At 66.8% G+C, this 14477-nt stretch carries 11 protein-coding genes, 2 pseudogenes and 1 riboswitch; of the genes and pseudogenes, 8 read left to right on the top strand and 5 right to left on the bottom strand.

Features of this window, described 5'->3' with window-relative positions; all coding sequences use genetic code 11:
* Both purU and ACQCSZ_RS22515 read left to right on the top strand, forming a co-directional pair.
* Complete coding sequence (gene purU / locus ACQCSZ_RS22520; protein ID WP_427005815.1) at nucleotides 1–897, top strand: formyltetrahydrofolate deformylase; 897 nt, start codon at nucleotides 1–3, stop codon at nucleotides 895–897.
* 152 nt (nucleotides 898–1049) lie between these two features.
* The gene (locus ACQCSZ_RS22515) at nucleotides 1050–3362 is read left to right on the top strand and encodes an FdhF/YdeP family oxidoreductase (RefSeq protein ID WP_427008422.1); all 2313 of its coding nucleotides are present in this window, start codon (nucleotides 1050–1052) and stop codon (nucleotides 3360–3362) included.
* A gap of 25 nt (nucleotides 3363–3387) precedes the next feature.
* Here the strand turns inward: ACQCSZ_RS22515 and ACQCSZ_RS22510 are convergent, their stop codons facing one another.
* From ACQCSZ_RS22510 to ACQCSZ_RS22495, 4 genes are all read right to left on the bottom strand, one after another.
* The gene (locus ACQCSZ_RS22510) at nucleotides 3388–5544 is read right to left on the bottom strand and encodes a glycogen debranching N-terminal domain-containing protein (protein WP_427005814.1); all 2157 of its coding nucleotides are present in this window, start codon (nucleotides 5542–5544) and stop codon (nucleotides 3388–3390) included.
* Nucleotides 5545–5613: 69 nt separating this feature from the next.
* On the bottom strand, nucleotides 5614–6084 hold the full coding sequence (locus ACQCSZ_RS22505) for a YkvA family protein (RefSeq protein WP_427005813.1): 471 nt from the start codon (nucleotides 6082–6084) through the stop codon (nucleotides 5614–5616).
* Nucleotides 6085–6163: 79 nt separating this feature from the next.
* The gene (gdhA, locus tag ACQCSZ_RS22500) at nucleotides 6164–7501 is read right to left on the bottom strand and encodes an NADP-specific glutamate dehydrogenase (protein WP_427005812.1); all 1338 of its coding nucleotides are present in this window, start codon (nucleotides 7499–7501) and stop codon (nucleotides 6164–6166) included.
* 222 nt (nucleotides 7502–7723) lie between these two features.
* Nucleotides 7724–8971 carry an amidohydrolase gene (locus ACQCSZ_RS22495; protein ID WP_427005811.1) on the bottom strand — a complete coding sequence of 416 codons (1248 nt, stop codon included), beginning with the start codon at nucleotides 8969–8971 and terminating at the stop codon, nucleotides 7724–7726.
* Nucleotides 8972–9333: 362 nt separating this feature from the next.
* On the opposite strand from ACQCSZ_RS22495, the gene ACQCSZ_RS22490 reads away from it, so the two are divergent.
* The 6 genes and pseudogenes from ACQCSZ_RS22490 (at nucleotide 9334) to ACQCSZ_RS22465 (ending at nucleotide 13915) form a co-directional block, all read left to right on the top strand.
* Nucleotides 9334–10068, top strand: coding sequence for a DUF5058 family protein (locus tag ACQCSZ_RS22490; protein ID WP_427005810.1), 735 nt, complete (start codon nucleotides 9334–9336; stop codon nucleotides 10066–10068).
* A gap of 24 nt (nucleotides 10069–10092) precedes the next feature.
* The gene (locus tag ACQCSZ_RS22485; RefSeq protein ID WP_427005809.1) at nucleotides 10093–10857 is read left to right on the top strand and encodes a hypothetical protein; all 765 of its coding nucleotides are present in this window, start codon (nucleotides 10093–10095) and stop codon (nucleotides 10855–10857) included.
* Nucleotides 10858–10870: 13 nt separating this feature from the next.
* On the top strand, nucleotides 10871–12118 hold the full coding sequence (locus tag ACQCSZ_RS22480) for an amidohydrolase (protein WP_427005808.1): 1248 nt from the start codon (nucleotides 10871–10873) through the stop codon (nucleotides 12116–12118).
* 99 nt (nucleotides 12119–12217) lie between these two features.
* Nucleotides 12218–13210, top strand: coding sequence for an Lrp/AsnC family transcriptional regulator (locus tag ACQCSZ_RS22475; protein WP_427005807.1), 993 nt, complete (start codon nucleotides 12218–12220; stop codon nucleotides 13208–13210).
* Nucleotides 13211–13226: 16 nt separating this feature from the next.
* Nucleotides 13227–13304 (top strand): annotated as a pseudogene (locus ACQCSZ_RS22470) (L-arabinose isomerase family protein); the annotation flags it as partial.
* Between the two features lie 194 nt (nucleotides 13305–13498).
* On the top strand, nucleotides 13499–13915 hold the full coding sequence (locus ACQCSZ_RS22465) for a RidA family protein (protein WP_427005806.1): 417 nt from the start codon (nucleotides 13499–13501) through the stop codon (nucleotides 13913–13915).
* Between the two features lie 86 nt (nucleotides 13916–14001).
* On the opposite strand, the pseudogene ACQCSZ_RS22460 reads toward ACQCSZ_RS22465, so the two are convergent.
* Nucleotides 14002–14304 (bottom strand): annotated as a pseudogene (locus ACQCSZ_RS22460) (pyridoxal-phosphate dependent enzyme); the annotation flags it as partial.
* Between the two features lie 49 nt (nucleotides 14305–14353).
* A riboswitch (SAM riboswitch) is annotated at nucleotides 14354–14468 on the top strand.
* The last annotated feature ends 9 nt before the right edge of the window (nucleotides 14469–14477 follow it).

Raw genomic sequence — 14477 nt, 5'->3', positions numbered from 1 at the left:
ATGACGGCTATCCAGTCTGAAGCACAGGCATCCCGGGAGGCGGTCACAGTGGAGCATGTCCTCACGCTCGATTGCCCGGAGACGCCGGGCATCGTCCACGCCGTCTCCGGCTTCCTGCTGCACCACGGCTGCGACATCATCGACAACCATCAGTTCGGCGAACGCTCCGAAGGCCACTTCTTCATGCGGGTGCACTTCGGGTCCGACGGCGATGCGTCCACTGCGGACACCTTGCGGGCAGCCTTCGCCCCTATGGCCGACCGCTTCGGGATGCGCTGGCGGCTGGAGCCGCACGGCTCCAAACGCCGGGTGCTGATCATGGTGTCCAAGTTCGGGCACTGCCTCAACGACCTGCTCTTCCGGGCCAGGATAGGCGAACTGCCCGTGGACGTGGTTGCCGTGGTCTCCAACCACACGGACCACCAGACCCTCGTGGAATGGCACGGCATCCCGTTCTTCCATGTGTCCGTCACGGCAGCCACCAAGCCTGCGGCGGAGGCACGGCTCCTCGAGCTCGTGGACGAGTTCGACGTGGAGCTTGTGGTGCTGGCACGCTACATGCAGGTCCTCAGCGATGACCTCACACGCCGGCTGGACGGCCGCGCCATCAACATCCACCACTCCTTCCTGCCCAGCTTCAAGGGCGCCAAACCGTACCACCAGGCATATGCGCGCGGCGTGAAGACCGTCGGTGCCACCGCGCACTACGTCAACGCGGAGCTGGACGAAGGGCCCATCATCTCGCAGCAGGTGGTGGAAGTGGACCACACCTACGGTCCGGAGGAACTGGTGGCGGCAGGCCGTGACACCGAGTGCAAAGCCCTCTCCAACGCCGTCCGCTGGCACTGCGAAGGCCGCGTGATCCTGCAGGGCAACAGGACAGTGGTGCTGCGCTAGGCTTCCCGGCCCGGGCCCCGGAGGCCGAGCAACGCGGGGTCACCTACGGCCCATTCCGCGGCCCGGGATGGGCCGTAGGTGACCCCGCGTTGGTGGCAAGCGCGTTACCCTAGTCCAACAAGCCCGAACCGGTGAGGAATCCAAAATTGAAATTGACCCGTCCTGCGCCTACCGAAGACATCAACGAAGATGACCTGGAAGTACGTGCGCCGAAGAAAGCGGCTGCCGGCGTCAAAGCCGTGACGGTGGCGCTGGAACGGGGAATTGCCCAGGCCGGTGTCGCCCGGACGGTGCGCTCGATGCTGCGCGTCAATCAGCACAACGGCTTCGATTGCCCGGGATGTGCCTGGCCGGAATCCATCACCGGCAAGAGAAGCGCGGCCGAGTTCTGCGAGAACGGGGCCAAGGCCATCGCGGAGGAGAACACCACCCGGACCGTGACCCCGGAGTTCTGGGCTGCCCACTCCATCGCGGAGCTGGAGACTAGGACCGACCACTGGCTGGGCAACCAGGGCCGCATCACCGAGCCCGTGGTGCTCCGGCCCGGCGACACCCACTACTCCCCCATCAGCTGGGCGGACGCCTTCGACCTGGCCGCAGGGCACATCCGCGCCACCACACCGGACCGTTGCGTCTTCTACACCTCCGGACGGACGGCAAACGAAACCGCCTTCATGTTCCAGTTGTTCGCCCGCAGCGTCGGGACCAACAATCTGCCCGACTGCTCCAACATGTGCCACGAATCCTCCGGCTCCGCCATGAACCCCACCATCGGGATCGGCAAGGGAACCGTCTCCCTCGAAGACATCCACGCCGCCGAGCTCGTCTTCGTGGTAGGGCAGAATCCCGGCACTAACCACCCCCGGATGCTTTCGGCCCTGAAAGACTGCAAGAACAACGGCGGCAAGGTCGTGGGCGTCAATCCGCTGCCCGAGGCAGGGCTGATGAACTTCAAAGACCCGCAGTCCCTCACCGGGGTGGCGGGGCACGGCACAACCATCGCCGACGAATACCTCCAGATCAAGGTCGGCGGGGACCTGGCCCTGTTCCAGGCCCTGGGCCATCTCCTGCTCGAAGCCGAGAAAGAGAATCCGGGCACCGTGGTGGACCACGCGTTCATCCAGGCACAGACCGAAGGATTCGACGACTACGTGACGGCGCGCAGCAGCGTTGACTGGGCCGAGACGAAGAAAGCCACCGGCCTGGACAAGGACGACATCACCAGGATCGCCGGCATGATGGCCGCCTCCAAGGCCACCATCATCTGCTGGGCGCTGGGCCTGACGCAGCAGCCGCACTCGGTGGACACGCTCCGGGAGATCATCAACCTGCTGCTGCTGCAGGGAAACTTCGGCAAACGCGGCGCCGGGGCCTGCCCCGTCCGCGGCCATTCGAACGTCCAGGGCGACCGCACCATGGGCATCTGGGAGAAACCCAAGGAAACGCTCCTGGCCGCCCTGGACCAGGAGTTCGGGATCAGCACACCCCGCGAGCACGGCCACGACTCCACGGAAGCCCTGCAGGCCTTCGAACTGGACAACGTGGACGTCTTCGTGGCGATGGGCGGCAATTTCGCGGCGGCGAACTCCGACACGGGACCCCTGGAAGCCGGCATGAAACGTGCCGGCCTGACAGTCCACATCTCCACCAAGCCCAACCGTTCACATGTTGTCCACGGCCGGACCTCCCTTATCCTCCCCACCCTCGGGCGCACGGACACCGATGACAAGCACCCGGGAGGGCGGCAGTTCCTCTCCGTGGAGGACTCCATGTCCGTGGTCCACTCCACCCAGGGCCGGCTGAAACCGGTCTCCGACCACCTGCTCAGCGAACCGGTGATCATCGCCCGGCTGGCCCAGGCCACCTTCGGCGAGAACCACCCGGTGGACTGGCGGGCCATGGCCGAAGACTACGACGTCATCAGGGACCACATCTCCCGCGTCATCCCCGGATTCGAAGACTTCAACGCCCGGATCCGGACCAAGAACGGCTTCGTGCTGCCCAACCCGCCCCGCGACACCCGGACGTTCGCCACCCCCACCGGCAAGGCCGCCTTCACCGTCAGCCCGCTGGAATACCTGGCACCCCCGGCCGGCCACCTGATCCTCCAGACCATCCGCAGCCACGACCAGTACAACACCACCATCTACGGACTCGACGACCGCTACCGGGGCATCTCCGAAGGCCGCCGCGTCATCCTGGTCCACGACGACGACCTGTCCGAACTGGGCTTCAAGGACCGGGACCTGGTGGATGTCATTTCAACATTCCGCGGTGCCGACGGCCAATCCAGCGAACGACGGGCGGACAGGTTCCAGCTGGTGGCCTATCCCACCGCCAAGGGGTGCGCTGCGGCCTACTTCCCTGAGGCAAATGCGCTGGTCCACCGGGAACTGGTGGCACGGGAATCCAATACGCCCGGGTTCAAAGCCATGACCATCCGCTTCGTGAAACACGCTGGTTGATTCCGTCAGCCCGGCTGCCGCCTTGCTAAGCCTTTGGGCGCCGGGCGGCCTGCTCCACGAGTTCTGTGATCCATGGCCGGTGCCCGTGATGGAACACCATGCCTGCGGGCAGCCCTTGGACGGACGGGACGGAATTGGCGATGTCGATGGTGATCCGGCCGCCGGCCATGGGCGCGTTGGTGATGTGCAGGTCGCCGTAGGATTCCGGGAGCACGGGATCCATCCACAGGCCGCCCCGGGAGATGTGGGCGTCGTACCGCATCAGGCTCGTCACCAGCAGGATCGGTGTGGTCGCCGCCCAGGCCTGCGGCGAGCAGGCCGTCGGATAGGGGACAGGTGCGGCGAACTGGTCCCGGCCGAAGCCGCAAAACAATTCGGGCAGCCGGCCGCCGGAATACTCGGCCGCCTCCAGCAGGGCCGTGGAGATCCGCTGCGCCTCCGCCACGAAACCGTAGCGCAGCAAGCCGGCCGCGATGATCGCATTGTCGTGCGGCCAGACCGAGCCGTTGTGGTAGCTCGCCGGGTTGTACGCGCCCATGTCGGATGCCAGGGTCCGCACGCCCCAGCCGCTGAACATCTCCGGGGACATCAGCCGTTCCGCCACCTGCGGGGCCTTGTCCTCATCCACCAGGCCGAGCCAGAGGCAGTGGCCCATATTGGACGCGCACGCATCGACCTGCCGCTTGTGGCCGTCCAGGGCGATGGCGTAGTACCCGCGCCCGGGCATCCAGAACTGTTCGTTGAACTGTTTCTTCAACTGCGCCGCCCGGTCGGTGAGCCCGTCCGCCAACGCCGCGTCGCCGGCGTCGTACGCCATCCAGGCGCGCGCCAGGTACGCGGCATAGACGTAGGCCTGCACCTCACAGAGCGCGATCGGCGGTTCGGCCAGGTGGCCGTCGGCAAAGTTGATGCCGTCCCAGGAGTCCTTCCAGCCCTGGTTGAGCAGCCCCCGGTCGTTGAGGCGCTCGTACTCGACGAACCCGTCGCCGTCCTTGTCCCCGTAGTCCCGGATCCAGTCCAGCGCGCGGTCAGCGTGCGGCAGCAGCGCGGCGATGGTGTCTTTGGCGAATCCCCAGCGGCTGACGGCCCCGAGCACGTCCACGAACAGCGGGGTGGCGTCGACGCTGCCGTAGTAGGCGGACTTGCCGCCCAGGGCCAGGCCGGTGGAGACATCGAGCCTGACCTCGTGCAGGATCTTGCCCGGTTCCTCCTCGCTCATCGGGTCCACTACGGTGCCCTGGCGGTCCGCCAGGGTCTGCAGCGTGCCCAGGGCCAGGGAGGGATCCACCGGCAGCGCCATTTCCGAGGCCCACAGCGAGTCCCGGCCGAACAGGGTCATGAACCACGGCGCCCCGGCGGCCACCACCACGCGGTCCGGATGGTCCGGGTCCTCGATGCGGAGGGCGCCCAGATCGTCATAGCTGCGCCGCAACGTCCGTTCGATGGAGCGGTTTCCCATCTGGAGCACCGGAATCTTGGCCACCCACTGCTGCCGGCGCCGGTCCCGGGGGGACAATCCGTCCCCGCCAGTATGGACGAACGACGCCGCGGGACCGGCTTCCTCGGTGCCGGGCACCACGGTGAGAACCGTGCTCCAGTGGCCGTGCGGCGGGACGGACACCCGGTACGTGAGGGCCTCCGGCGAAATGTCTGCCCCGGGGGCCTGGATCACGACGCCCTTCCGGACATCCTGCCAGAGCGCGCGGATGGTCAGCGCGTCGACGTCCGGCTGCCGGGTTTCCTCCCAGCGCCGCTGGATCCGAGCCTCCTTCACCTCGAAAAGATCCGCGAAATCCGCCTCGATCTTCAGGGAGATCACGCATTCGGCCGGCTCCACGGAGTAATTGCGGACGGTGACCTGCTCCTGGATGCCGGCCCCCACTTCACGCAGCCGCTCCACGATCAGCGGGCTGTCGGCATATCCGTCCGCGCGGGGGACGCGGCCGGCAAACAGCGCCCGGTACGGCTCCTTCGTCTCCGCCGCCAGCGGCTCCAGCGGCTGGCCGTTAACCGTCAGGCTCCAGCCGGAGAGGATGCGGGTGTCGAGAACGAAAAGACCATGCGGATGTTCGGGATGGATGTCCCCGTTCGCCAGGGAGATGCAGAAAGACGATCCCTCCACCAAGGTGACCGCCCCGGAACCTAACGGCCCGGCCGCTGTGTCAGCATTCCATCCAGCCATCGCCGGCTCCTTCACGAAACCAACACCAGCGCGCCCTGGCCCCTCAGGCCACGCTGCTGCCCGTCGCCGTCATTCTCTCCGATCGACGCTACTCCTGCTGGCTCCCCGATTCCAGAGCCCGCGGCTCGTGGTGGCCGTACCGGCCAGGCGTTGGATCAGGACGAGACCGGCGGGTGTTCCCGGCCAGTGTTGTTCCAAGGGTCCGTTGCCCGCTTTCCGGATGACCGAGCGCAGGACCAGGGCCACGATGATGGCGTCATCGGCGTACCCGATGACCGGAAGGAAATCGGGGACCAGATCAATGGGCGAGGCCAGGTAGACCAGCAGCAGGAGCAGGCGGACCCGGATTCCGCGCGGCAGCGTCGGGTCTGCGGAAAGCCGGCGCAACAGGGTCAGCAGGTCCGGCAGCAGCCGCAGGGCTTCCTTCATGCCCACCGTTTCCGGGTGTCGTCGCGCGTATAGGGCCAGAAGGACAAGCAGTACGGCGTAGACAAGCACAACTCCGCCGATGACGGCGATCGCCGCGTCCCAGAAGTTCATGTCATTGCCTCATCGGTGGTGTGCTGAATGACGGACAGGGCCTTCCGGGTGTCCTGCCCCCCGGCGGAGCGGGCAGAGCCTAGATGAGGCCCTGGGCGAGCATCGCGTCGGCCACCTTGACGAAGCCGCCGATGTTCGCACCCAGCACGTAGTTGCCCGGGTCGCCGTACTCTTCGGCGGTGGCGGCGCAGCGGTCGTGGATGCCGACCATGATCTCGGTGAGCCGCTGTTCCGTGTGCGTGAAGGACCAGGAGTCGCGGCTGGCATTCTGCTGCATCTCCAGCGCGGACGTCGCCACGCCGCCGGCGTTGGCGGCCTTGCCCGGGCCGAACAGGATCCCGGCGTCCTGGAAGACGGCGACGGCGTCGCGGGTGGACGGCATGTTGGCGCCCTCGCCGACCGCGAGCAGTCCGTTGCGGACCAGCCGGGCGGCAGCGTCGCCGTCGAGCTCGTTCTGGGTGGCGCACGGCAGGGCCACGGTGGCGTTGACGTCCCAGACGGAGCCGCCGTCGACGTAGGACACGGCCGGGCGGCGGGCCTGGTAGTCCTTGAGGCGGCCCCGCTCGACTTCCTTGATCCGGCGCAGGAGGTCGACGTCGATCCCTGCCTCGTCCACGATGTAGCCCGAGGAATCGGAGCACGCCACGACGCTGGCGCCGAGCGACTGCGCCTTGGCGATCGCGTTGATGGCCACGTTGCCGGAGCCGGAGACCACCACGCGCTGGCCGTCAAAGGACTGGCCGCGGGTCTTGAGCATTTCCTGGGTGAAGATCACCGTGCCGTAACCGGTCGCTTCGGGCCGCACGAGGGAACCGCCCCAGGAGATGCCCTTGCCCGTCAGGACACCGGATTCGTAACGGTTCGTGATGCGCTTGTACTGCCCGAAGAGGTAGCCGATCTCGCGTCCGCCCACACCGATGTCACCGGCCGGGACGTCGGTGTATTCGCCGACATGGCGGTACAGCTCAGTCATGAAGGACTGGCAGAAACGCATCACCTCGGCGTCGGAACGGCCGCGCGGGTCGAAGTCGGAACCGCCCTTGCCGCCGCCGATCGGCATGCCGGTCAGCGCGTTCTTGAAGATCTGCTCGAAGCCCAGGAACTTCACGATGCCCAGGTACACCGAGGGGTGGAACCGCAGCCCGCCCTTGTACGGGCCGAGGGCCGAATTGAACTGCACCCGGAAACCGCGGTTGATCTGCACCCGCCCGGCATCGTCCATCCACGGCACCCGGAAGATGATCTGCCGCTCCGGCTCGCACAGCCGCTCCAGGATGGCGCCCTCCAGGAACTCAGGGTGGCGGTCGTGCACCGGACCCAGGCTTTCGAAGACCTCGGTCACCGCCTGGTGGAACTCGGCTTCCCCGGGGTTCCTTGCCAGCACCGTGTCCCGGATGGCTTCCAGCCGTGCGTCCATGCAAATCTCCTTAACCGCGGCGCCCGTCATGGAGCGCACGCTTTCATCGAACTGATTGGTTCTGTGGCCGGGCCGCCAGCACCCGCTGCGGCTGTGTCCTGCCTATGCTTGGCTATGGCCTGCCTATGGCCTGACTTTGATTAGATCACTTTCGGCGGCACCCGCGCCCCGAAGGAGCTTCCCGGGGCCATCGCTGTCCTACGGCACCCGGGGGCCCGGGACCTACAGGGCAACTTTCGACAGAATCGCCGTCAGCGCCGCCCGGACACCGGTGGTCAGTGTGGGTTCCAGGGCCGGGCCGAAGTGCGGTGAATGGTTTCCGGGCACGAGCGCCTCCGAGGCCAGGCGTTCTGCGGTGTAGCCGCCGAACATCCAATACACCGAGGGCACCCCGATGGCGTCGGCAAGGGTGCCGAAGTCCTCGCTGCCCATCAGGGGCGGGACCTCACCGACCGCGTCGTCGCCGAGCGCGGTACGGAATTCCGAGATGAGCATGGCTGTCTGCTGCGGATCGTTGTAGCAGCGCGGGAACGTGTAGAGCTCCTCGATTTCAGGTGTCGGGGCGTTGGAGGCAGCGGCCTCGGCGTTGATGATCCGGCTTATCGCGGCGAGGACGTCGTCGCGGACCTCCTGGTCAAAGGTCCGCACGTTGAGGGTGAATTCGGCGGTGCCGGGAATGATGTTTTCCTTCAGGCCGGCGTGGAAGGTCCCGACCGTGACGACGGCGGAGTCCATCGGATGCAGTTCGCGGGACACGATGGTCTGGAGCCTGACCACCATGTGGGCGCCGAGCACGATCGGATCGATGGCGTCCTGCGGCTGGGAACCGTGCGCCTGGCGCCCGTGCACGGTGACCTTCAGGGAATCGGCCATGGCCATGGCGCTGCCCTGGCTGATGCTGATGGTTCCGGTAAGGCCCGGCATCACGTGCTGGCCGTAAATGATCTCCGGGACGGGCGCCTTGTCCCACAGGCCGTCGTCGACCATCGCACGGGCGCCCGCGGCGGTCTCCTCGCCGGGCTGGAAGATGAACACAATGGTGCCGGCCCAGGCATCCGTGGCGTCCGCCAGCAGGGTGGCGGCGGTCAAGGCCGCCGTGATGTGGGTATCGTGGCCGCACCCGTGCATGACCGGGACCTCGGTACCGTCCGGCAGGGTGCCGGCGGCCGTGCTGGCGTACTCGAACCCGGTGTCCTCCTTGATCGGCAGGCCATCGGTGTCGGCCCGGAAGGCGACGACCGGGCCCTTGCCGTTGCGGAGCACACCGACGACGCCGGTGCCGCCGCAGGCAAAGGTCTCCAGGCCCAGGGCCTTCAGACGCCGGGTGATGAATGCCGCCGTCTCGTGTTCCTGCATCGAAAGTTCCGGGTTGGCGTGCAGATGGCGGTACAGCGCGTGCATCTCGCCGGTCTGCTCATCGGTGAGCTCCCAGCGCGCGGAGGCGAGCCTGGAGGTGGTGGTGGTGGTCATCGCAATGTCCTTTGCTGGAATTGGAAGGTGGAGTTGTTGCAGGCCCTAGGCAGAAGCCTACTCAAGGTGCGGCAGCTGGGCGCCCGTGACGGCGGTCCTGCTCCGGAGGAACCACCCAGGAGGACGGTGGAGAACACGGCGATGGCGGTTGCCACGAAGGCCAGGGACGGGACCAGCTGGTGCGGCCGCCGGAATTTACGCTTCCGCACCATGGCTGACACATGCCGGAAATCTGAAAAGTATGTACTTATGGACATCAAGTGCTGTACAAATGAAACACAACGGCATGAACTGTTCATTTAGTCCACCTTTTAGACACCTCCATTCGTGGGGTGTTCCTCACACTTTGCAAGGGAGCAAACGTGGCTGTTGCAGCTGTCGATCCCAGTTCCACAGATATAACCCCCCTCATCCAGCACCCGGTCCTCTGGGCCTGCGCCGCAGGCGTCTTCGCCGTGGTCATCCTCCAGTCCGTCATCTATTTCAGGGCCATCCGGAAGGCGGCGCCCGCCGTGGGCCTGACGCCTGCGCAGGTCACCAGCTCGGTCCGCTCGGGAGCTGTGGCGGCCATCGGACCGTCGCTCGCCGTGGCACTGGTTGCGATTTCCCTCCTGCCGCTGTTCGGCACGCCGGCAGTACTCACCCGCATCGGTCTGGTCGGATCGGCCGCGTTCGACGTGGCCGCTGCCGGCATCTCGGCCGGCACGCAGGGCGCCCAGCTGGGCGGCCCAACGTACACGCAGAAGATCTTCGCCCTCGCCTTCGCCGCCATGACCATCGGCGGACTGGCCTGGATGCTCTCCGCCCTGATCCTCACGCCCATCCTGAGCAAGGGTGATGCGAAACTCCGCAAAGTCAATCCCGCGGTCATGGCCATCGTCCCGACGGCGGCGCTGCTGGGTGCCTTCTTCACGCTCGCCTTCTCGGAGGTGGTCAAGTCTCCCGTCCATCTGGTCACCATGATCGTGTCAGCGGCGGCGATGGGCGTCTGCATTCTACTGGCCCACAGGCTGCGGCGTCCCTGGCTGCGCGAGTGGGGCCTGGGTATCGCCATCCTCGTGGCCCTCGCGGCCGCCTACTTCATGACCGCGGCCTGAAAAGCCCTGAAAGGAGCCAATCTGATGTCAACAACGACTTCCACTGACACATCCGCAGGACTTGCAGCATTTGACCGCACTACGTCCATCTGGGGGCCCATCACCCTGGCGCTCGGGCTGCTCATCTCCCTGGCCGCTGCCCTGTACGCCGCCTTCGGCTCGGGCATGGGGATCACACCCGTGGAACTGGTCACCGCCGTCGTGGCCGTACTCGCCACGTTCGGCATCATCGCCATCATTGAGCCCATCTCCTACTTCCCCATCCTGGGCCGCTCGGCCATGTACCAGGCCTTCCTGATCGGCAATATCGCCAACAAGCTGCTCCCCGCGGCGGTCGTTGCCCAGGTCAACCTCGGCGAGCGGCCGGGCACCCGCCGGGCAGAACTCATCGCCGGAAGCGCCATCATCGGCGCGGTGCTGATCCACATCACCACGCTCATCCTCTTAGTGGGTGTCCTCGGCACCTGGTTGGTGGGGATGCTTCCCGCGCCGCTCATTGCGACTGCCCGCCTCTATATCCTGCCTGCTGTCTTCGGCGCCGTGGTCCTGCAGAGTGTGATGGCTATGAGGAGCCGCCGCACCACCATCGTGGCCGTTATCGTCGCCGCCCTCATCGTTTTCGTGGTGGTCCCGCTCGTGCCGGCGCTGACTTACTACGCCACCGCGCTGGCCGTGATCATCACCATCGCCGCCTCCTGGTTCGCGCGGTCCAAGACCCCGCCGTCCGGCGCCGGCACCGCCCCCGGCGAAGCAAGCCCGGCCGTACCCATCGCTGAACCCACCCGCTGAAAGGGAACCAGAAATGACCACCACCACGAGTGTGCGGCTGACCGCCGCCATAGAGGTTCCCGAATCATTTGTGGACGACTACGTCGCCGTCTACAAGCACCTGCACGCCCACCCCGAGCTCTCGGCCCAGGAATTCGAGACCGCCGCGTACATCGAAGCCCATCTTGCAGGCCTGGGGATTGAATCCTTCCGCTGCGGTGTGACCGGTGTGGTGGGCATCCTGAAGAACGGCGACGGACCCGTCGTCGGCTTCCGGGCCGACACCGACGGACTGCCCATCGCCGAACAGACAGATCTGGATTACTCCAGCGAGGCAACCGGCACGCTGCCGGACGGGGCCACCGCCCCGGTGATGCACGGCTGCGGACACGACACCCACATCGCCTCCGCCCTGGCGCTCGCCTCGCTCCTCTCGGAGCGCCGCGGCCTTTGGTCCGGGACCCTGGTCCTGATCTTCCAGCCCGGCGAGGAGACGGCGTACGGTGCGAGGGCAATGATCAACGACGGCCTGTGGGACCGGGCGCCCAAACCCGAGGTGGTGCTGGCCCAACACGTCATGCCCGTGGGCCAGGGCAAGCTCGTCATCCGGGGCGGGCACATGGCCAGCCTGGCCGACTCGTGGAAGATCACGGTCCACGGCCGGCAGGCACACGGCTCGCAGCCGGAGAAATCCATCGACCCGATCGTTGCCGCCTCTGCCATGGTCCTTCGGCTCCAGACCATCGTCTCCCGCGAACTGGCACCGTCGACGCCTGCCGTCATCACAGTGGGTACCTTCCACGCGGGCCTGAAGGAAAACATCATCCCCGAGTCCGCGGAGTTCTCGGTCAACGTCCGGACCCCGGATGAAGACACCCGCGCAACCGTGCTCGCAGCAATCCGGCGGATCATCTCCGCCGAAGCCGCTGCCTCGGCGGCGCCCGAACCCACCATCACGGAGCTGAACAACTTCCCCCGCTGCTACAACGATCCGGCAGCCACCCGCCGCGTCATCGAAGCGTTCACGGCGGACTTCGGCGCGGATGCACTGATCGACGCTCCGCTCGGGATGGGTTCCGAAGACGCGGGCTGGCTCAGCGACGCCATTGGTGTTCCCGGTGTCTTCTGGGCCTTTGGCGCCTTCGCCCCGGAACTCTTCGAGGACGGAGCATCACCGGCCGGCAACCACTCGCCGTTCTTCGCCCCGGAAGCACACGCCGCCGTCGTCGGAGGAACAGGTGCGGCACTTTCCGGAGTGCTAGCCTATCTGGGCCGGAACTGAGATGACACGGGGCGGCAGGCTTGCCTGCCGCCCCGTGCCGTTAAGGTATCGACGCCGGCCGGCGTCGAAGGCGGGAAGCAGCAGTGAAAGGAACCGGACATGGAGCAGCTTGATACGCTCGATCGGCAGATCATGGCCGCGCTCGTGCGCAATGGCCGCGCCCCGTGGCGGCTGATCGCCGAGGTCCTGGGCCAACAGGAACGGACCGTGGCACGCCGCGGCAACAAACTGCTCGAATCCGGTGCCGTACGCATCAACGCCTTCATCAACCCCGCGGCAGTAAGCTCGCGCGCTGCCTTCCTGCTCCGCGTGACGGCGCCTCCCAGACAGCTGCGCCAGGTCTGTTCGTGGCTCGCCGACCAGGACGAGTCCTCGTGGGTCAGCGCCCTATCCGGATCGAGTGAGGGAGTGGCGGAAATGTTCCTCGCTCCCGATGAGCTCGCAGAGCTGCTGTACCACCGTCTCGCGAAGGTGGAGGGCGTCCAGTCGTTCACCATGATGCCGCTGTTCGAGTACTTCCGGACCCCCTCCGGCTGGACGCCGGACGTCCTGGCTAAACAACAATATGCCGCGCTGCACCCCGATGAGGATGCCCGCCTGGCCGGCACGCCGAGCGGCCATCCCCCGCTCGATGACACCAGCCGGATGCTGGCCGGGCTGCTGCACCGCAACGGCCGGGCCACCATGGACGAGCTCGCTTCAGACCTGTCTGTCTCCAAGGCAACCGTCAGCCGGCGGCTGGATGCGATGACCAGCTCCGGCACCTTGTTCATCAGGGCCGTGGCGGACCTGCCGTCATTGGGCTTCCCCGTCGAATCCCTGATCAGTATCACCTGTGCGGATGCAGCGACGGAGGGGCTGGGGGCACACCTGGCCGGGCTCCCCGTCACGCGCTGGGCCGCCGCCTCCGGCGAGCAGCTCGTGGCGCAGGTGGCTTTGGCCACCCTGGACGACCTTCGGCTGCTGCTGGCTGATCTCCAGAAACGGGACGGCGTGGCCTCGGCCCGGTCCTCCATCTATGCAGAGGTGTTCAAGCGAAGCACCGTGCGGTACCACGACGGAGTTCCGGAGAGGCCCGCGGCGGTAGCCTGAGCCGGCCGCGTGAAGAGGCTACGGCTTCGGCGCCGAAAGCGATTGGAAGACCGCCGTCCTGGGCCGCTCCGCCAAGGTCATGGGCGCCGGGATTTGGCGATGCCGAGCATCTGAGCGAGGGTCAGTTGGTGCATCCGGTGGTGGACCGATCACGCGGTCCCTTGAGGCGTGGCGTCCTGGCCGTGGCGGGCAGGGCCGATATGATAGACCGGACCTCTGACGGGTGGCCCCCGCATGCGCGGTTCCGCCCCGTTGGGCCATGACGGCAACGGTGCCTGTCCGGGACGAATGGAGTACTCAATAACGCAGACCCGACGAATGATCCTGCCCGCCGCATTACCCCGCGAGATTGCTGAGAACAACGCGTACTCTTACGGGGTCCTGGACGGGGACGTCCTGCATGTCTCCGGCATGGTCGCCTTTGCACCCGACGGCTCCTACGTGGGCCTGGGGGACATCCAGGCGCAGGCCACCCAGGTCTTCGAGAACCTCACCGCCGTCCTCGAAGAGGCCGGCGGCACGCTGGAGGACATCGTCTCCACCACGACCTATCTCGCTGCCGCCGAGTACGCCGCCGCCGTTGGGGCGGCCCGGAAGAGGTACTTCACCGGCCCCGTTCCGCCGACCTCGACCGTGGTGGTAGCACCCATGGCGCGAGAGCAGTTCCTGGTGGAGATTTCGGCCATAGCCCGCCTCCAGGGCTGACAGCAGAGCTGCGTTCTTGCGGTGATGGCACCGACGTGAGGCAGTTACTGTCGGCGTCGGGGGCTATCGCCACCGCCACGGACCCGCGGGGCGCGGCGAGTGTAGACGGAGCCGAACGGGTCGGCGCCGACCGCCTCCACGCGCCCGCCCGACTTCTCCTTCAGATAGCGGCCGGTGCCGCTGATGGTTCCGCCGGTCCCGACGCCCGCGACCACGTGCGTGACCTTGCCGCCGGTCTGCTCCCAGATCTCCGGGGCCGTGGTTTCGTAGTGAGCCCGCGGGTTCGCCGGGTTGTCGAACTGCAGGGGACGCCACGCCCCCGGGGTCTCCGCCGTGATCCGTTCCGGCATCCTCCTTTGCAACGTTGCCGGCGGCCCGTTACTCAACATGACGACGGCGGCGGTGCGGGCCGGCGTCGTAGGTGTTACGTTTTTGGGGAGTAATGAGACCCGGCGCCAAGCCCTGACTGGCCGGTCGGCAACCCTCCCTTTCGCGGCGGGGTGCCTCAGGTGAATACTCGGCATATCGACCATTCGAGCTGCAAGCGTGAGAGAAGGAGATC

Origin of the sequence: Pseudarthrobacter sp. H2 (assembly GCF_050157045.1) — a bacterium.
In the GTDB taxonomy this organism is placed as follows: domain Bacteria; phylum Actinomycetota; class Actinomycetes; order Actinomycetales; family Micrococcaceae; genus Arthrobacter.
Note: the sequence above shows the minus strand (reverse complement) of the source record. Positions and strands in the feature narration are given on the sequence as shown.

Excerpts from the sequence above, each read along its gene's own strand:
- purU (WP_427005815.1), top strand. The coding sequence starts at position 1 with ATGACGGCTATCCAGTCTGAAGCACAGGCATCCCGGGAGGCGGTCACA.
- ACQCSZ_RS22510 (WP_427005814.1), bottom strand. The coding sequence starts at position 5,544 with ATGGCTGGATGGAATGCTGACACAGCGGCCGGGCCGTTAGGTTCCGGG.
- ACQCSZ_RS22505 (WP_427005813.1), bottom strand. The coding sequence starts at position 6,084 with ATGAACTTCTGGGACGCGGCGATCGCCGTCATCGGCGGAGTTGTGCTT.
- gdhA (WP_427005812.1), bottom strand. The coding sequence starts at position 7,501 with ATGGACGCACGGCTGGAAGCCATCCGGGACACGGTGCTGGCAAGGAAC.
- ACQCSZ_RS22495 (WP_427005811.1), bottom strand. The coding sequence starts at position 8,971 with ATGACCACCACCACCACCTCCAGGCTCGCCTCCGCGCGCTGGGAGCTC.
- ACQCSZ_RS22485 (WP_427005809.1), top strand. The coding sequence starts at position 10,093 with ATGTCAACAACGACTTCCACTGACACATCCGCAGGACTTGCAGCATTT.
- ACQCSZ_RS22480 (WP_427005808.1), top strand. The coding sequence starts at position 10,871 with ATGACCACCACCACGAGTGTGCGGCTGACCGCCGCCATAGAGGTTCCC.
- ACQCSZ_RS22475 (WP_427005807.1), top strand. The coding sequence starts at position 12,218 with ATGGAGCAGCTTGATACGCTCGATCGGCAGATCATGGCCGCGCTCGTG.
- ACQCSZ_RS22465 (WP_427005806.1), top strand. The coding sequence starts at position 13,499 with ATGGAGTACTCAATAACGCAGACCCGACGAATGATCCTGCCCGCCGCA.